This window comes from Exiguobacterium sp. s143 (assembly GCF_018618895.1).
In the GTDB taxonomy this organism is placed as follows: domain Bacteria; phylum Bacillota; class Bacilli; order Exiguobacteriales; family Exiguobacteriaceae; genus Exiguobacterium_A; species Exiguobacterium_A abrahamii.
This window is the reverse complement of sequence record NZ_JACSMX010000004.1, coordinates 56,524-73,787: the sequence shown is the minus strand read 5'-3', so window position 1 is coordinate 73,787 and position 17,264 is coordinate 56,524. Positions and strand designations below refer to the sequence as shown.

The following is a 17,264-nucleotide window of genomic DNA, read 5'->3' as shown; positions in this document are numbered from 1 at the left end:
AGTATAGTGAAAAAAAGGTCACGACGAAGTAGAGGGGAAAAGCACGATGAAACGATTAAAACGAAAACGATTGTTACTAGCAGCTTTGTTTGCAATGATAGGAATTTTCGGAACTTATTTTTTTTCGAGTTCTTGGGAACCTTTAATCTTAATCATCAGTATAGTAGGGTGTATCCTTTTTCTTCTTTTGTCCATTTTAACGCCGTCGCTTGAAAAACGACTCGATCGAATGGAAGGACGAGAATTTGAAGAATGGCTTGCCGATTTATTTGAAACAGCAGGATATCGGGTCGAGTTAACACCTGCTTCACGCGACTTCGGAGCAGATTTGTTGATAGAGGATGAACGAGGGTATAAGATTGCCATCCAGGCAAAGCGATATAGTGCGGCTGTAGGGCTCGAAGCGGTTCAACAGGTCGCTGCCTCGGTTCCATTCTACGGGATGGACGAGGGGTGGGTCGTTACGAATTCGACCTTTACGGAAGCTGCGTATCAGCTAGCGGAACCAAATCAGGTTCGCCTCATTGATCGGGAAGAATTGCTCGCATTTGCAAAGGAGATGAACCTGCATTGAACATGTCGAATGATTGTCGACAAAAGGGGGTTGTCAATTTGGAGAAACGGTGCAATAATCATTTTCGTTAACGAAATATCATACAGATAAAGAAAGTTAAACTATACAGGATGTCTAAATAAACTGGGGACGAAAAACCAGCACGTTTTAGCAGTGAGAGGAGAATTTCTGTTGCGCAAAGTTGTCTATGTGCAGGGTTGCGTTTTTTCGCAAGGTCATGCCGCGATTTATGATGAAGCGCACCAAATGATCGGTGCGGTTCAACACGACGAGAATGGTCGTGTTCAAGTAATGAATGGTGAAGGTAGAGGGGTAGCGTTTGGTAAGTTCATTCCGACGTGTAAGAAGTGGGTCGTGATGAACCATGATGGACAAGAGGTAGGTCAAATGCGTGAGAAGTTTTCGCTCTTCTCGAAGAAATGTGAGTACAACGTGTATGAGCGTGGTACATTCACGATTTCCTTCGACCTGACAAAAGGAAAATTCTCCGTACGGAGTGCAGCTGGAGAAGTCGTTGCTGAATTGTTGCAAGACGGTGATGAGTACCGTCTCGTCAAGGATGCGGACAAACTCTCGATGTACGAACTACTCTCTGTCTTGAAAAGTCTGACGAACAACGTCCACTATAAATCACTGACAGCCGTCTAAATAAAAAAAGATGCCTTCCATGACATGGATGGCATCTTTTTTTCATCATGTCGTTTGCAGAACATGATGGAGGCGTTGTTTCGCTTCGTGTGTTAAATGCGATACACGACGGGCATAGAGACACAGTTGGAGAACGTGGACAGTTTCAGGGCGGTAAGCGTTAATGCGCTCGAGCGAGCGTCTGAGACGCTTCTCCGTCAATTCGATCGGACCACTTGTCTCCGCGTGTTGCGTATAGACGAGATAAAAATTAAGCGGACTGATTAAATCATCCTCATCAATATTCGGATTCTTGAAGACGATCGTCAGCAGTTCTCGTGTTTCTTCTAACGAGAAGAGGTGTTTTAAATCATCCAGTAAATAGATGATCGAAGCCTGATTGATCGAGTACTTCTTTCCGCGATGCGGTACGCCGATGATGTCCCGGACTTCACGTTTCGTCCAGTTCTGGATCGTCGTCGCTGACATATGTTCGCCGATCAGGGCATTTGCCAAATGAACGATTTCATTGATGGATAGACCATTTTTTAATGGATCGAATTGCTTCAAGCGATTGATGACCTTCGGCAATTCTATGCCTTCCGTTGCGACGAGGGGTTCGATTCCTTTTCCTTCGTTCAAGCGTTGCAGACAACTTGATAATGTTTGGACTGCTTGAGCATCATACATTTCCAAAACTTCCTCTCTAGGACGTCATTTGACCTTATGTTATCAAATGAAGGTTCAATAGGGCAAATGGCAACTGAAACAACGTACAATAATAGGAAAGAAAGGGGGAATGACGATGGAATGGATAGCTGCTCTTGGCACGATTGGAATCGTCGGGCTAGTTCTCGTCATCCTGGAAGTCATTGGACGCCGTTTCGGCTTTTCTCCCGAGACGGTTCGGAAATGGATTCATATTGCTGTCGGTCACTGGGTATTTCTTGCGCTGCTCTGGCTGGATCACTGGTACGTTGCGATCGTACCGTTGTTATTCTTTGCTGTCGTGAATCTAGTGACACTACGAAAAGGAATCGGTCAGATGCACGACGTCGATCGTCCTTCTTACGGAACGGTCTATTATCCACTCGCTCTAGCGGGACTTGTCCTATTCTTCTTCGAGCGACAGCCGATGGCGCTCATTGCGGGAAGCATGGTGCTTGCTTGGGGTGACGGTCTCGCGGCTCTCGTCGGAAAACGCTACGGAAAGACGTTTTACGTCCGTGGTGAGACGAAACGATCCTTTGAAGGAAGTATCGCCCTATTTTTGGCGTCATTCCTCGTGTTGACCGTGACGTTCTTGTTTTATGGACAACCGGTTTGGCTCGCTGTCAGTTATGGCTTCTTGCTTGCGAATATCGCAGCCTTGATCGAAGCCATCTCATATCGCGATCTCGACAACTTGATCTTGCCATGGACGATCGCGGCACTCGTCGCGTTTGCTTTTTGACGTTCAGTCGCGTAACAACAATTGTTTGAAATAGAGAAAGCGTAATCGAATATAGTCCGGATACGCACGCCAACCTGCATGACGGATGGTCATATCCCGACACATATCCTGAAAGACATGGCGATAGATCTTTTCTTCGGAATCGTCATAAACAGCTGCGAACAAGCCATGCTCGAGCATGTTGGAAAGGCATTCGTCGAGCTTAGCGTAGAGGGTCTCGTCGCTGTCTTCGCGCAATGTAGCATGCAGCTTCTCATATTGAATACTTTGATTGACAGAAGCTGTCGCATGAAAGACGGTGGTTTTGTCGAGATGAGATACGCCAAGGATTAAGGCATAGAGTGCTTCCAACATGTCGATCGAATGACCGTCTAATTGTTGGATGGAATCAATGGCCATCAGCGTATCGATTCCAGATGCGCCAACCTTCTTTAAATATGTAAACGCATGAACAGCTGACTCCCCATAAAATTGACGATGATTGTAATGGACGGCAAGGAAACGATGTCCTGCTGGCTCTTCAGGGAACCGTGTGATGGCTGAAAGGAAAAACTGTTCTGCTTCGTGCATATATCCTTCATCTTCACTGATGATACCGAGGAGTATGTATCCGTGCACATGCTCACCGAGTTGCTGATGTGTCTCCTCGATCAGCCGGCGCGCTTGAGTGTGTTCGTTCTTGAAGTAAAGGGAATGAGCTGTAGCAATGTTGAGCAATGGATGAGATGGGACAAGAACACGTAAGCGCTCGGTTGCGGCAATACGTACGCTCTCTTCTGTATCGGATGTCAGTGCTTCGAGTAACGCGACTTCAGCGACGTGGCTCTGAAGTTCATGAGAATGGGCGGTTATGGTTTGTGTCATGTAATGAGATCCCCTCTACTAGTTCAAAATCATAAGTCTTCGTTTCTCATCATATGACAAGCGGAGTGGTGCCTCAAGAAGTAATAAAAAATAGTCGATGGTTCCTCGAAAAGGAATCATCGACTATTTCTACTTTCAAGATCATGCGTGTAGGTGAAGCACATCTTCAACGGATTTGTACGTATATCCGAGATCGCGTGCGACTGCTTCGTACGTGACGAATCCTTGCGCGACATTCAATCCTTTTTCAAGAGCATCGTTTTCAGCAAGCGCACGGTGTGTGCCTTTGTTCGCGAGCTCAAGGACATACGGAAGCGTTGCGTTCGTCAATGCTAGTGTAGACGTACGCGGAACAGCACCTGGCATGTTCGCGACAGCGTAATGAACGACACCGAATTTTTCATATGTTGGGTCATCATGCGTCGAGATACGGTCGACCGTCTCGAAGATACCACCTTGGTCGATGGCAACGTCAACGATGACAGCGCCCGGCTTCATGCGTTTGACCATGTCGGCAGTGACGAGTTTCGGTGCTTTTGCACCTGGAATCAAGACAGCACCGATGACGAGATCACTCTCAGCGACCGCTTCAGCAATCGTGTACGGGTTGGAGATCAATGTGTTGATCGAGTTACCGAAGATATCATCGAGCTGACGAAGGCGTTCTGGGCTGACATCGATGATCGTGACATCCGCACCAAGACCAACCGCGAGTTTCGCAGCATTCGTTCCGACGACACCGCCGCCGATGACTGTGACTTTTCCACGACGAACCCCAGGAACACCTGCAAGCAGGATGCCCATACCACCGTGTGGTTTTTCCAAGAACTGTGCACCGATTTGCGATGCCATACGTCCTGCGACTTCACTCATTGGTGTTAACAATGGAAGGGTGCGGTTCTTTTCAACCGTCTCATAAGCGATTGCTGTGATGTTCGAATCAACGAGTGCACGTGTCAGTTCTGGCTCAGCCGCTAGGTGAAGATACGTGAACAATGTCAGATCCGGACGGAAGTATTGGTACTCTGAAGCGATCGGCTCTTTAACTTTTAAAGCGAGTTCGGCTGTTGCCCAGACTTCAGCAGCAGTCGCGATGATTTCAGCACCTGCTTTGACGTACTCTTCGTTCGTGAAGCCACTCCCCATACCTGCCATTGATTCAATGATGACACGATGTCCTTGTGCATGTAACGCTGCTACCCCGGCAGGTGTTAATGCAACACGGTTTTCGTTGTTTTTGATTTCCTTTAATACTCCAATGATCATGTGAACGCGATCCCCTTTCGCAAATAAACAAATCAATTTCTCTTCATCTTCAGTATACGAGAAATGAAAGCGTTCTACTTTATCGGTGTTTTCAAAAATAACCGATATCCTTTGTGAAAAATCACAAAGGATATCGGTCTGCTTTTAGATACAAATAAAGTAAGGAGCGTTCAGGTAAAGATTCCATTCGAATGCCCGCTTCCTCCTCGATCCGTCGCATCCGATAGAGGATCGTATTCGGATGGACATGGAGATGGGAAGCGACTTGTTTGACGTTTCCATCATAATGAAGGAACCATTCTAGCGTCTCACATAAGGAGGAGGCATGTTTCACATCGTAAGCACGCAGCCGTTCGATTTCTTCCAAGCGAACCGTCCGCCGTCGCAGACGCTCCGAGAAAATCGGTAAGAGCTGGAATAAGCCGAGGCGTTCGTAACGGGTCACGTTCTTCAGCTCAAATGGGAAGGCGTCTTTTAGACGCAAGACAATGCCCGCTTCTTCATAGCGCTCGGGAATCGCTTGGACGCCGGTGAAGACTTCACTACTTGCTGCGACGAAGTCCGTATAATCGAACCGCTCCGCGAGTAATTGTCGAAACGACTGGATGAAGGCGTCAAATTGCAGACGTTCTTGTTCTGCGTCGCGGTCGTTTGTGCTGATCCACAAGATGAAATCCGTCTCATCATACGCATAAAGTAACGGACGAACCGTCTGCTGAATCGTCAATAAATAGCGCAGGCGATCGGCGAGACGCGGTGTGATTGCCTCTAAAAATCGAATGACCGTCAAACGACTGATGCCAGGTGGTGCGACATGGAGTTTAGAGAACATCTTCAGGATTTCCGACTCGGATAATTCTTCATGTAATAACTCGAAGAAAAACTGTTCCGTCTGCTCTTCCTTCCGTTTTTTCTGCATGTCGATCGCCAGTAACTGACGTTGAGCAAGTAGAGCTCCTTTCTTTAAGTCCGCTAGTTCCGAAGGAGTAAACGGCGTGCTTCGGGCAATCGACCAGATATAGCCGAGAATTTCTGAATCTTGCTTGATCGCAATGGCGACACGGTCATTCAGTCCGACATCCGTGCGTGCAGAAATAATGAGTGGATCATCTTGTGTAGCAAGGCTCTGGATGACTTCATCTTTCCAGAGTTGGTCGATGACCGATTCCGGTACCCGGCGACCAATGATCGTTGCGACACGGGCAGGGTCTGTATCGGCCGTATGCGTACTATACGCAAGAAGGCGGTGATTGCGATCTTCAATCGTAATCGGGGCATTCAAGGCAATACCGATCGCTTCCGCTAAGTCGTCTAAGGAATGATATGAAGCTTCTAACATGGAATTTCCCTTCTTTCTCTTTCACTCGATAGTTTTAGTATATCTTCTATTGTGTAAAATCACAAAAAGTATTCTTTTGTATTGTAAGAAAACACAACTACATGCTACGGTAAGCCTCGGAAAAGAGAGAGAGGATGAAATGGCATGGAAGTGTTACGTCTGATATCGGCTTGGGTCTGGGGGATTCCGAGTATGATGTTGTTGGTAGGAACAGGAGTGTACTTTACGATCCGCTTACGTGGTCTTCAGTTTCGGCGTTTAAAACAAGCGTTTCAATTATCTGTTCAAAAATCAGGGCAAGGTGAAGGTGAAATCAGTAGCTTTCAGATGTTGATGACGTCCCTCGCGGCGACGATCGGAAACGGAAACATCGCAGGGATCGCAGTCGCCTTGACGATGGGCGGACCGGGCGCAGTCTTTTGGATGTGGGTCATCGGTTTAATTGGAATGGCGACGAAATATGCAGAAAGCCTCCTTGCCATTCTCTTTAGAAGTCGAAACGAACGCGGCGAAGCCGTCAGTGGACCGATGTATTATATCGAGAAGGGACTAGGACCTAAATTTAAACTACTCGCCATCCTGTTTGCGGTATTTGGTTTGATCGCATCATTTGGTGTTGGGAATACGGTGCAAGCGAATGCGATGGCAACGGTGCTTGAGCAATCGTTCCGTGTGCCGCTGCTATTGTTCGGCATTCTGCTCGCGATTGCGGTCTATGTATCGATTCGTGGTGGACTTGAACGCGTCAGTGCGATCTCGACGATCTTTGTTCCGATCATGAGCTTACTTTATATCGGTGCCGCTTGTGTCCTTTTAATATTGAAGGCGGATCAGATTCTACCAGCCTTTGGTTTAATCTTTGAGTACGCCTTCCAGCCGCTTGCGCCAGCGGGAGCCTTCACCGGTGTATCAATCATGATGGCGATGCAAGTCGGTGTAGCACGGGGGATTTTCACGAACGAAGCAGGACTTGGGACGGCAGCCTTGATTGCTGGATCTGCAAAAAGTGAGCGTCCGGTCGAACAAGGGTTGATTTCGATGACAAGTACCTTCATCGTGACCTTGATCGTTTGTACGATGACGGCACTCGTCCTTCTGACGACAGGTTTTTGGGATCCGTCAGGTGGGCTACATTCAGGTATGATGCATGATGCGAATCTTTCCGGGGCAGCACTGACAGCAACCGCCTTTGCGAGTGTTCTTGGATCATTTGGAGAATGGACGGTCGCTTTCTCCGTCTTCTTCTTCGGTTATTCAACGATCATTGGTTGGTATGTCTATGGAGAGAAGTGCTTGGAGTACTTGAGCGGTACGACACGCTTCAACGAAGGATACCGCGTGTTCTTTGCGCTCGCAGCCTGTTATGGTGCGGTCGCGCAATTAGAACCGTTGTGGCTGGTCGCGGATATTGCAAATGGATTAATGATGATTCCGAACTTGATTGGAATGTTGTTCTTGTCGCACTTAGTCATTGAACAAACGAGAGACTATGAACGAGCCGGTCACAAACGAGTGGCTTAACGGAAAAAAGCGGTGATGCCTGATAGGGGCATCACCGCTTTTCTGATGAGACGATTCATCCATTCGTTCGACGACGGCTGTAGATGAGGAGTGTCAGTAAGAAAATCAAACTAAGCGCAACGAGAACGGAGAGTGAAGCGACGTTCCAGCCGATGACCTCGAGTAACACACTGACCGCAACCGTCAAATAGAAGATACCGAGGTACTTTTTGACGAACGGACTTTCGAAATGCGTCAACTGCTTCGCGCCAATCGGTGCTCCGAGCAAGGCGCCGACGATTAGCATGATCCCGACGAGGATATCGATATTCGTGCTCGCGACCGTATAGTTGACGAGTCCCGATAGGACGATCAGTAACGCGGAAGCAATACTCGTTCCGACCGCACGTTTCAACTCATAGCCAACGATCCCGACGAGTAACGGTGTGATGATGAATCCACCGCTGACACCGAGGAGCGAAGAGATGAATCCAGCGAACAGACCAGTGAAGGCAAGGGCAAGATATCGATTTTTCCAACCAGTCTGTTCACCGGTCGTTGCTTTCGGACGTAAGAACTTATTCGCGAAGTAGAGTAAGAGTCCGATATAAACGATTGAGATGACGAGATGGGCACCGTTGACTTCCTCTAAACGAAGGACGAGTGGTGTCGCGATCGTCGAACCGATGATTCCAACGCCCCCGACGACAAGACTATCGCGCCAGACGACATTTTTAAGGCGTAAGTGAGAGATCGTACCTGAAACCGTTGATCCGAGAGTCAACATGAGACTGGTCGCGATCGCAACGCTTGGAGCATATCCTAAAATGAGTAGTAGAGGCGTCAAGATGATACCGCCACCGATTCCGAAAAAGCCGGAGATGATTCCAATGAAAAATCCGAGGATTAAGAAATAATAAAAAGCGAGATCCATGTACAGTCTTCCTTTCTTTTTCTTCTCTATTCTTCACTTAGTATGGCAATGAACGAGAAGAATGTAAAAGGGGACGGCTCCTTCAAGGGGGTTGAAGGAGCCGTTAAGGGGAACTTATTCTTTTGACGCGGCGACTTCCGTGGCTGCATCGATACCGGTATTGGCCTTGACTAAGATACGCTCGAAGTTACCGGCAACTTCGTTCGATTTCGTCAACAATGTCCCGACGATGGCTCCGAGGAAGCCAAGTGGGATGGAGACGATTCCTGGATTCGTCAGCGGGAAGAGGGCTTCCCCGACGAACAAGGCTGAACCGTCGACTGCCCAAATATTTGGACTGAGTGCGACGAGAATCAGTGAAGAGAATAACCCGACGACCATACCTGTGACAGCTCCGCCAGTATTGAAACGGCGCCAGAAGATCGTCAAGAGAATGACTGGCAAGTTGGCACTTGCCGCGACAGCAAAGGCAAGCGAAACGAGGAACGCGACGTTCATCGTTTGTGCGAACAATGCCAGTACCATCGAAATCAAGGCGACGGCGATGGAAGCGAGTCGTGCTGCCGTCATCTGTTCTTTTTCCGTTGCTTGTCCTTTGCGAAGAATATGACTGTAGAAGTCATGGGCAAAGGCGGATGCTGCGGATAAGACGAGTCCCGCAACAACGGCGAGGATCGTCGCAAAGGCGACCGCGGCAACGAACGCAAAGAGTAAATCGCCACCGAGTGCTTGAGCGAGAAGTGGTGCCGCCATGTTACCGGCAGCATTGGCAGCAATGATATCTTCAGAACCGACGAAAGCAGCGGCACCAAAGCCGAGGAAGATCGTCAAGATATAAAAGGCACCGATGATCCACGTCGCATATACGACGGATTTACGAGCAGTCGGAGCATCCTTAACAGTAAAGAAACGAATCAAGATATGTGGTAATCCAGCCGTTCCGAGAACGAGTGCGAGATTCAATGAAATCGTATCGAGCGGTAATTTGAACTTGTTTCCGGGATTCAAGAATGAATCACCGAGCGGTGTCGCTTGTTTGACTTCTGAAAACATCTTGAAGATCGAAAAATCGAACTTGGCGAATACCATGAACGAAATGACAGCTGTTCCTGCCATCAAGAGAATCGCTTTGATGATTTGGACCCATGAGGTCGCTGTCATACCACCGAAGACAACGTAGACTGTCATCAAGATACCGACGATGATGACACTTGTCGTGTAAGGAATTCCTAATAACAGTTCAATCAAGGCACCCGCACCAACGAGTTGCGCAATCATATAGAAAATCGAGATCGCGATTGAGTTCATGGCGGCGACTCCTCGAACTTTTGAAGCATTGAAACGAGCGGCAATCATATCCGCCATCGTGTACTTCCCAAGGTTCCGAAGTGGTTCGGCAACGAGGTACAAGACAACCAGATAGGCAACGAGGAAGCCAATCGAGTAGAAGAATCCGTCGAATCCGGCTAAAGCGATCATCCCAGCAATTCCGAGGAACGAGGCAGCGGACATATAGTCGCCGGCAATCGCCATCCCGTTTTGTGCACCAGTGAGTCCGCCATCCGCTGTATAAAAGTCGTTAGCAGTTTTTGTTTTACGAGCAGCAAAGTATGTAATGACGAGCGTCAAACCGACGATCGCCGCAAATAAGGCAACGGCAGTATAATTCATTTCGACTCCTCCTTGATCTGTTCGACGAGTCGATCAAAGGCACGTGCTTTTTTGCTGTACATCATGCAGAACGTCCACGTCATGATGAACTGAGCAAAAGCGAAGATCCAAGCACCCGTAATATCACCGAACACCGGCTGATTTAAAATCGTGAAATAGCTTGTTAAAATCGGAAGCGTAAAATAAAAAATAAGACAGAAACTGATGGCTGGAAGAATGAAGCCATTCTTTTGACGCATCAATTGTTGAAAAGTAGCGCTCTCGACGATTGCTGGAGCGGATTGAGTCGCTTCATTTTTTTGAACTTCGGACACTTGATGCATGAGGACGCCTCCTTTAAGGAATGAATGTAAATTCATTATAAGGATGTCGTTTCTGGAAAAGCTATCCTAATTTTTAAGAAGAAAAGCTCATTATTATATTAATATTGGTCATACCAATTTAATGTAAGCGTTTGCAATATTGAACATTGTTTGAACGTTATTTTTATATATTAATTATGTCGGAAAATGATTCAAAAGACCTAGTACCCGGAAAATGAGAACAACTTAAAAAGCCTGCCTATGGAAGCATAGACAGGCTTGAGTCATTTTTCAGATGGACGTTCGATCTTATCTTCGATTTCCCGTAAATGATCCGCACGTTTTGAGAGCGCACGACGCTTCAGCCATTCTTCCGTACCGCGACTGACTCCCCAGATGGCGAGTAAAATCAAAAATAGAAGGACAAGACGCATCGGACGTTCAAGGAACGTGGACCATTCCTTTCCGATTAGCGAGAAGATGATGACGACGATCAGACGACCGGCACCAGCAGCGATCAAATACGTCCGCAGCGATAGTTGAATCATGGCGGAAATGGACGTGATGATGAACGCAGGCATGAACGGAAGCGAGAAAAAGAATCCGAGTGAGATGGGACTCATGTGACGAACACGTTCGATCCACTGTTGTGCGGCATGGTGTTTTTCAAGCCAACGCGTAACCGGACGACGAAATAGATATCGAATACAAGCGAAGACGACGAGTGATCCAAGCATGCTCCCGACCCATGATACGAGAACACCCATACCAAAACCATAGGTTGCCGCATTCGCGGAAATGATCAGGACGAGTGGCAGGAAAGGAAATAGAGACTCAAGAAACGGGGCAATCAAACCGGTGGCAGCTCCTCCAGGTAAGTCTTGGAGAAAGAAAATCATCTGCTCGATCCAGTCACGAAGTGTATGGAGCATTCGGAATCCTCCTTGCGAGATGTACTACTGTGTTTTATTTTACCTCTTTCTGATTCAGAAAGGGAATGAAATTCCTTGAAAGGGATTCAGGAATTGTAGATTGTACATTCGAAAGGGAGTTGGTATTATACTTAAATGGGTGCGTTTTGCAGGCGTTCCCAGCTAGTCAATAGCTAGACGCTTCGTTTGCCAACGTTCGTTTTACTGCAAAAAACTGACATGGGGGCTAATGAGGAATATGAAACCTTATCGCGTACTATTATTTTATAAGTATGTTCCGATCGAAAATGCGGAACAGCTAACGAAAGAGCATCTTGCTTACTGTAAAGAGCTCGGTATTAAAGGTCGGATTTTGATCGCACCAGAAGGAATCAACGGCACACTCTCTGGAACGGTCGAACAAACGGAACAATACATGAAGGACTTGACGGCAGATCCACGATTCGCTGACATCGAATTCAAAATCGATGAAGTCGAAGGGCACGCCTTCAAAAAGACGTTCGTCCGTTACAAAAAAGAACTCGTCACATGGCGTTTTGAGGATGAATTCAACGTACCAGAAGAACACGCTGCGTATCTTGAACCAGCAGAGTGGAAAGAAATGATGAAACAAGATGATGTCGTCATTCTCGATGTACGCAACAACTATGAATACGACCTCGGTCACTTCAAGAATGCTGTAAAAGTCGATGTCGATGCTTCACGGGAATTCCCGGAGTGGCTTGACGAGAACGAGCATTTGTTTGAAGGGAAAAAGGTTCTCACATACTGTACGGGTGGTGTTCGTTGTGAAAAATTCACGGCGTACTTCCGTAAACGGCAACAGAGTGATGATATCTTCCATCTTAAAGGCGGAGTCGTCATGTACGGAAAAGATGAACAGACGCAAGGAGAAGACTGGGAAGGCGAACTATACGTCTTTGATGAGCGTGTACAAGTTCCTGTCAATGCCGTCAATCCTTCTGTCGTCTCAGAATGTTACTACTGTGGAAAACCGGAGACGCGCTACGTTAATTGTGCAAACCCGGAATGTAATCGACAGCACTTCTGCTGTGAAGAATGCGAACCAAAAGTCATGCGTTCGTGTTCCGATGAATGCCGGGAGCATCCGCGCAACCGTTATGAAAAAGAGCAACAAGAAGAATTAGTATAAGGCACGCGTAAAAAGCCGGAAGATTTCTTTAGTAGAAATCGCCCGGCTTTTTGTGTATTCACGAGGAAGGAAACAAGTAACGTAAAATATCCGGTAAACGCTCGGCCCAGGCCGTTTCATGATGGATTGCTTCCGGGATGATCGTATAGCGACTTTGAGTAAGTTTCTGTTCGACCGCTCGCGCTAAGACATCATTTGTGTGTAAATAATCTGTCTCCGTCATCGGACCACTCACTTCTTTTGTCCCGACATCCATATAACAGCGATGGGCAGCAGACAGCGACGGACTGCGCTCGATGAATTCAAGGAGTGAGGAGAAGTTTGCCCATCCGGCCGTCGACAGGGCAGCGACGCGCGTGATGACTTCCGGATATGCGAATAATCCATAAAGCGAGATGACGCCACCCATCGAGCTGCCGATCATCGTCGTATCGTCAGGGCGTGTCGCGTAGTTGGCATCAATGTACGGTTTTAGCTCGCGAATGATCCAGTCCATGTAGACCTTACCGTTTCCCCCGATCGACTTCCGGTGCGAAGGATAAGCGGTCCGCATCAATAAAGCTTCATCACTCCAAGGAGCGTAGTCGTCGTAACGGTCCATGCCGTCTTCTGGACTGTCGATCGCGACGACCATTGCCGGAATCTGTGTTTGTTGTAGCGCAAGATGAATCTCCCAGCCTTTTCCGAACGAAGCGGTTTCTCCACTGAAGACGTTTTGTCCATCGTGCATATAAATCACCGGTAACGCTTCAGAAGGATCTAAATGGGGCGGACGATGAATCCGAATCGTCCGGTGAGCTTGTGATGTCGGTAGCGTCATTTCAATTTCCGTAATCGACAATAGAGTCACGACCTTTCAAAGATTTGCATAATGCGCGGTACAATTGCGTCCGTTGTGTTTTCCGCCGACATAGAGTGCATGGTCGGCTTGACGGAGTGATTCTTCGAACGTTCGTTGATATCTTTCCTCCACTGTGTCAATTCCGAGGCTGACCGTTAAGGACAGTCGGTGACCATCGACGAGGAAGGGACGATCCATGACCGCATGGCGGACCGTCTCGGCAATCTGGATAGCAGCCTCTTGACTACCATTTCGCAACAGAAGTACGAATTCCTCCCCACCATAACGAGCAGCAAAGACATCATCATATTGCAATTGGATCGCCTGGATACGTCGACCGAGTTCACGAAGGACGAGATCGCCCACTTTATGACCGTACGTATCATTGACACGTTTGAAATGATCGATATCGAACAGGATCACGGAGAGCGGATAGCAGTCAGCGGCAAATTCCTGCCGACCGTGTTCATAAAAAGCACGACTATTCGGTAATTCGGTCAAGGCATCGGTCCGACTTTCCGTATAGAGTTGGACCGTTTCACGTGAGCGTTCTAAGACGCGACAAAAGATACGGAGCAAACGAGATAATTCGTCGGCATTTGTCACATCATAGGCGTCTGCGACTTGATGGAACAGGATGATCGAAACATCGACCTCTCCGCTCGTAATCGAAGGAATCGCTAGCATCGAGTGACGATCGACAGGCAATCCAATTTGAATATCGTTTCCCCAGTCGCAACGCAACCCATAGATGATTGGGGTATGCAAATCGTCGGCTGACAAGGAATGAAACAGTGGTAACACGTCGATCGGTTGTTTCGTCCGGATGTTATAGATGACTTGTTTCCGCTGTTGTTGAATCGAGATCCAACCTTCAGAAAACGGCAATAGATGCGGTAAATCGAGGAGCAACGAATCGATCGTCTCGCGCTCGAAGCGGGAAATCAACAAGTGTTCCTTCGCATCATCAAATCGCTTGGCATTATCGTTTGCTTCAAGGGAGTCACCACGCTCTTGCAACAGACGTTTGAACAAAAAGAGAATCAATGCGGAAACTGTAGCCGCGACGAGCGGACTTTCATCGTAGAACCAGATTCCAAGTAGAGCACTTAACATGCTAATCCCGTAGACGAGGGACTGAAGTTTTACGAGACGTTGCCAATCGTATTTCAAGTAGAGGAAGCGATTGACGAACAGACATTGGAAATAAGAGACAAGGAAGACGGTGATCAAAAAGCCGATGAAAGGGAGTAAGGCTTTCGTATACGTAAAGTTTGAGCCGATTGGTCCGCCGAGCGCATAATACGCAAAGGCCGGAAGCGAGATGTAGACTAAATCGAACAAGGCGTTGATCGGGTAGAGATAAACGAAACGTTTCCAACGAATCGCTTTTCGGTGAGACATGAATTGAAAGACGAGAATACCGACTTGGCTTAAAATCAAGGCGTACGTTAAACCGTAATTGAGGAATAAAAATAAGATGATGCCTTCTTGGAATGTATAGTAAATGCCACCACGACGGACATTATCGAACTGAAACAGGAGAACGAGTCCGAATAAATAAAGAGTGTTGATGATGGAGACAGAAGGATGGAAGGTTGGTGGATGAACGATGCCGATCACTAATAATGTCAAGGCGACGAGACCGAAGACGATCCAGCTCGTCCGGGCTACATGTTGGTAGTAGCGCATGAAACATCCCTCCCCCTGAGAAGTATCTTTTATTCCTATACCCGAATTGTGGAAATTTTGATGAGCCATTTACCAAAAAAATAAGGTTGAGAGAAAAGAAAGAATTGCGTATAATGTGAAAGATATCGAATACAGTCAATGATGAAGAGAGTAACGGTTGATATTCGTCAACTAGCGAATCAGGGAATGGTGGAAGCCTGAGGACGAACCGGTCGTGAAGCGCACTTCTGAGACGCTGCCCGATTCCAGAAGGAAAAGGCGTAGCCGGGGGAACCCCGTTATCCCCAAACAAGGTGGGTGTCGAAATGACACCAAGAAGAGTGGTACCGCGGTCATTCCGTCTCTTTGCGCGTGGCGCAAGGGGCGTTTTTTATTGCCAAAAAATCAGTGAAGCAGGAGGAAATAAAGATGAGTTATAAAGCGCAGTATGCAGAAGTATTACATCAAGTCATGGAAGGTGCCTTATCAGTTGAACAAATCGAACAACTGATTGAGCAACCGAAACATGAAGATCATGGAGATCTAGCATTCCCATGTTTCATGCTCGCTAAAGCATTCCGTAAAGCACCGAACATGATTGCTTCGGAGCTCGCAGAAAAAATTGACGCGCCGTTGTTCTCGAACGTTCAAGCTGTTGGTCCTTACATCAACGTCTTCTTGAACCGGGATGTCGTCTCGCAAGAAATCGTCAACCAAGTTTTGACGGAAAAAGAGGCGTTCGGATCAAGTGAAGCCAACGGGAAAACGATCGTCACTGATTTTTCATCACCAAACATCGCGAAACCCTTCTCGATGGGTCACTTGCGTTCGACAGTCATCGGGAACGCGCTCAACCAGATTTCGCGTAAAAAAGGGTACGACGTCGTCGGTGTCAACCACTTAGGGGACTGGGGAACTCAGTTCGGGAAATTGATGGTCGCTTACACGATGTGGGGTGAGGAAGAAGCGGTCCGTGCAGAACCAATCAAGGAATTGTTGAAATTATACGTCCGGTTCCACGAAGAAGCGGAAACAAATCCGGCACTTGAGGACGAAGGACGTCTCTGGTTCAAAAAACTCGAACAAGGTGATGAGCAGGCGACAACTCTTTGGACGTGGTTCCGTGAAGTCTCACTCGTTGAGTTCAACCGTGTCTATGAGATGCTTGGTGTTAAATTCGATAGTTTGAACGGAGAAGCCTTCTACAACGATAAGATGCAACACGTCATCGATTTGCTCGAAGAAAAAGATCTCCTCGTCGAATCAGAAGGGGCAATGGTCGTCGACCTCGAAGCAGAAGGTATGCCACCTGCCTTGATTAAAAAGAAAGATGGCGCAACGCTTTATGCGACACGTGACTTAGCAGCTGCCGTCTATCGTCTTGAAACGTACCGCTTTGAGCAAGCGTTCTACGTCGTCGGTGGGGAACAAGCGCTTCACTTCAAGCAATTGTTCGCAGTCTTGAAGAAACTTGGATTCGAAAACGTCGACGGAATGCACCATGTCCCATTCGGTTTGATCATGAAGGACGGAAAGAAAATGTCGACGCGTAAAGGTCGGATCGTCTTGCTTGAAGAAGTACTACAAGAAGCAATCGATGTTGCGAAGCAAAACATCGCGGAAAAAAATCCGAACTTAGCGAATGCCGAAGCCACGGCTCGCCAAGTTGGTGTTGGCGCGGTCATCTTCCATGACTTGAAGAACGAACGGATGAACAACATCGAGTTCGATCTTGAGCAGATGTTGAAATTCGAAGGCGAAACAGGACCGTATGTCCAGTACACGAATGCCCGTGCGCACTCATTGCTCCGTAAAGGTGGCTATGATGGAACACCATTCGCTGGTAGTGCAGATGATCATGCATGGGGTGTCGTCTCGATGCTAAACCAATTCTCGACGGTCATCGATCGCGCGTTCACACGTCGTGAGCCATCAATCATCAGCCGTTACGTCTTAGATCTTGCACAAAGCTTCAATAAATACTACGGACACGTCCGTGTTCTCGAAGATGACGCAGCAAAACAATCGCGTCTTGCACTCGTCAAGTCTGTCACGATCGTCTTGACAGAGGGTCTTCGTTTGCTTGGTGTCGGCGCTCCAGAAGAAATGTAAGACCAATCCACGAATAAGAAGAGGT

The 17,264-nt window shown here is 47.5% G+C and carries 16 protein-coding genes and 1 other annotated feature; of the genes, 6 read left to right on the top strand and 10 right to left on the bottom strand.

Features of this window, described 5'->3' with window-relative positions; translation table 11 throughout:
• The first annotated feature begins 187 nt into the window (after nucleotides 1-187).
• Together KNQ03_RS13320 and KNQ03_RS13315 are read left to right on the top strand one after the other, a co-directional pair.
• The gene (locus KNQ03_RS13320; protein ID WP_230088865.1) at nucleotides 188-574 is read left to right on the top strand and encodes a restriction endonuclease; all 387 of its coding nucleotides are present in this window, start codon (nucleotides 188-190) and stop codon (nucleotides 572-574) included.
• 171 nt (nucleotides 575-745) lie between these two features.
• Nucleotides 746-1,222 carry an LURP-one-related family protein gene (locus tag KNQ03_RS13315; protein ID WP_023469691.1) on the top strand — a complete coding sequence of 159 codons (477 nt, stop codon included), beginning with the start codon at nucleotides 746-748 and terminating at the stop codon, nucleotides 1,220-1,222.
• 45 nt (nucleotides 1,223-1,267) lie between these two features.
• Here KNQ03_RS13315 and KNQ03_RS13310 read toward each other — a convergent pair whose 3' ends face one another.
• Entirely contained in the window at nucleotides 1,268-1,891 is a 624-nt protein-coding gene (locus tag KNQ03_RS13310; RefSeq protein ID WP_149428005.1) for a DUF1836 domain-containing protein, read from the bottom strand.
• 115 nt (nucleotides 1,892-2,006) lie between these two features.
• Between KNQ03_RS13310 and KNQ03_RS13305 the strand changes: the two genes are divergently transcribed.
• A complete protein-coding gene (locus KNQ03_RS13305; protein ID WP_064300682.1) occupies nucleotides 2,007-2,654 on the top strand; it encodes a diacylglycerol/polyprenol kinase family protein in 648 nt (215 codons plus the stop codon).
• 3 nt (nucleotides 2,655-2,657) lie between these two features.
• Here the strand turns inward: KNQ03_RS13305 and KNQ03_RS13300 are convergent, their stop codons facing one another.
• From KNQ03_RS13300 to KNQ03_RS13290, 3 genes are all read right to left on the bottom strand, one after another.
• Nucleotides 2,658-3,518: a tetratricopeptide repeat protein gene (locus KNQ03_RS13300; RefSeq protein WP_214725112.1), complete on the bottom strand. Its 861-nt coding sequence runs from the start codon at nucleotides 3,516-3,518 to the stop codon at nucleotides 2,658-2,660.
• A gap of 141 nt (nucleotides 3,519-3,659) precedes the next feature.
• Nucleotides 3,660-4,784, bottom strand: coding sequence for an alanine dehydrogenase (gene ald, locus KNQ03_RS13295; protein WP_029342897.1), 1,125 nt, complete (start codon nucleotides 4,782-4,784; stop codon nucleotides 3,660-3,662).
• 121 nt (nucleotides 4,785-4,905) lie between these two features.
• On the bottom strand, nucleotides 4,906-6,123 hold the full coding sequence (locus tag KNQ03_RS13290; protein ID WP_214725110.1) for a PucR family transcriptional regulator: 1,218 nt from the start codon (nucleotides 6,121-6,123) through the stop codon (nucleotides 4,906-4,908).
• A 144-nt stretch (nucleotides 6,124-6,267) separates the two neighbouring features.
• Between KNQ03_RS13290 and KNQ03_RS13285 the strand changes: the two genes are divergently transcribed.
• Nucleotides 6,268-7,644: an alanine/glycine:cation symporter family protein gene (locus KNQ03_RS13285; protein ID WP_214725107.1), complete on the top strand. Its 1,377-nt coding sequence runs from the start codon at nucleotides 6,268-6,270 to the stop codon at nucleotides 7,642-7,644.
• A gap of 55 nt (nucleotides 7,645-7,699) precedes the next feature.
• Here KNQ03_RS13285 and KNQ03_RS13280 read toward each other — a convergent pair whose 3' ends face one another.
• The 4 genes from KNQ03_RS13280 to KNQ03_RS13265 form a co-directional block, all read right to left on the bottom strand.
• On the bottom strand, nucleotides 7,700-8,557 hold the full coding sequence (locus KNQ03_RS13280) for a sulfite exporter TauE/SafE family protein (protein ID WP_050678439.1): 858 nt from the start codon (nucleotides 8,555-8,557) through the stop codon (nucleotides 7,700-7,702).
• Between the two features lie 114 nt (nucleotides 8,558-8,671).
• Nucleotides 8,672-10,228: a solute symporter family protein gene (locus KNQ03_RS13275; RefSeq protein WP_149428001.1), complete on the bottom strand. Its 1,557-nt coding sequence runs from the start codon at nucleotides 10,226-10,228 to the stop codon at nucleotides 8,672-8,674.
• Complete coding sequence (locus KNQ03_RS13270; protein ID WP_023469682.1) at nucleotides 10,225-10,551, bottom strand: DUF485 domain-containing protein; 327 nt, start codon at nucleotides 10,549-10,551, stop codon at nucleotides 10,225-10,227. The genes KNQ03_RS13275 and KNQ03_RS13270 overlap by 4 nt, the downstream gene beginning before the upstream one ends.
• Nucleotides 10,552-10,814: 263 nt before the next feature.
• Nucleotides 10,815-11,462, bottom strand: a complete 648-nt coding sequence (locus KNQ03_RS13265; protein ID WP_023469681.1) for a TVP38/TMEM64 family protein — start codon at nucleotides 11,460-11,462, stop codon at nucleotides 10,815-10,817.
• Nucleotides 11,463-11,700: 238 nt separating this feature from the next.
• On the opposite strand from KNQ03_RS13265, the gene trhO reads away from it, so the two are divergent.
• Nucleotides 11,701-12,615 carry an oxygen-dependent tRNA uridine(34) hydroxylase TrhO gene (gene trhO / locus KNQ03_RS13260; protein WP_082627445.1) on the top strand — a complete coding sequence of 305 codons (915 nt, stop codon included), beginning with the start codon at nucleotides 11,701-11,703 and terminating at the stop codon, nucleotides 12,613-12,615.
• Nucleotides 12,616-12,673: 58 nt separating this feature from the next.
• Here trhO and KNQ03_RS13255 read toward each other — a convergent pair whose 3' ends face one another.
• Together KNQ03_RS13255 and KNQ03_RS13250 are read right to left on the bottom strand one after the other, a co-directional pair.
• Complete coding sequence (locus KNQ03_RS13255) at nucleotides 12,674-13,456, bottom strand: alpha/beta hydrolase (RefSeq protein ID WP_149428000.1); 783 nt, start codon at nucleotides 13,454-13,456, stop codon at nucleotides 12,674-12,676.
• A gap of 15 nt (nucleotides 13,457-13,471) precedes the next feature.
• Complete coding sequence (locus KNQ03_RS13250) at nucleotides 13,472-15,148, bottom strand: GGDEF domain-containing protein (protein ID WP_214725105.1); 1,677 nt, start codon at nucleotides 15,146-15,148, stop codon at nucleotides 13,472-13,474.
• A 129-nt stretch (nucleotides 15,149-15,277) separates the two neighbouring features.
• Nucleotides 15,278-15,496: a binding site (T-box leader), on the top strand.
• Nucleotides 15,497-15,556: 60 nt separating this feature from the next.
• On the opposite strand from KNQ03_RS13250, the gene argS reads away from it, so the two are divergent.
• Nucleotides 15,557-17,239: an arginine--tRNA ligase gene (gene argS / locus KNQ03_RS13245; RefSeq protein ID WP_214725102.1), complete on the top strand. Its 1,683-nt coding sequence runs from the start codon at nucleotides 15,557-15,559 to the stop codon at nucleotides 17,237-17,239.
• Nucleotides 17,240-17,264: the final 25 nt, after the last annotated feature.

Coding starts and splice junctions, on each gene's coding strand:
- KNQ03_RS13310 (WP_149428005.1), bottom strand. CDS start 1,891: ATGTATGATGCTCAAGCAGTCCAAACATTATCAAGTTGTCTGCAACGC.
- KNQ03_RS13305 (WP_064300682.1), top strand. CDS start 2,007: ATGGAATGGATAGCTGCTCTTGGCACGATTGGAATCGTCGGGCTAGTT.
- KNQ03_RS13300 (WP_214725112.1), bottom strand. CDS start 3,518: ATGACACAAACCATAACCGCCCATTCTCATGAACTTCAGAGCCACGTC.
- ald (WP_029342897.1), bottom strand. CDS start 4,784: ATGATCATTGGAGTATTAAAGGAAATCAAAAACAACGAAAACCGTGTT.
- KNQ03_RS13290 (WP_214725110.1), bottom strand. CDS start 6,123: ATGTTAGAAGCTTCATATCATTCCTTAGACGACTTAGCGGAAGCGATC.
- KNQ03_RS13285 (WP_214725107.1), top strand. CDS start 6,268: ATGGAAGTGTTACGTCTGATATCGGCTTGGGTCTGGGGGATTCCGAGT.
- KNQ03_RS13280 (WP_050678439.1), bottom strand. CDS start 8,557: ATGGATCTCGCTTTTTATTATTTCTTAATCCTCGGATTTTTCATTGGA.
- KNQ03_RS13275 (WP_149428001.1), bottom strand. CDS start 10,228: ATGAATTATACTGCCGTTGCCTTATTTGCGGCGATCGTCGGTTTGACG.
- KNQ03_RS13270 (WP_023469682.1), bottom strand. CDS start 10,551: ATGCATCAAGTGTCCGAAGTTCAAAAAAATGAAGCGACTCAATCCGCT.
- KNQ03_RS13265 (WP_023469681.1), bottom strand. CDS start 11,462: ATGCTCCATACACTTCGTGACTGGATCGAGCAGATGATTTTCTTTCTC.
- trhO (WP_082627445.1), top strand. CDS start 11,701: ATGAAACCTTATCGCGTACTATTATTTTATAAGTATGTTCCGATCGAA.
- KNQ03_RS13250 (WP_214725105.1), bottom strand. CDS start 15,148: ATGCGCTACTACCAACATGTAGCCCGGACGAGCTGGATCGTCTTCGGT.
- argS (WP_214725102.1), top strand. CDS start 15,557: ATGAGTTATAAAGCGCAGTATGCAGAAGTATTACATCAAGTCATGGAA.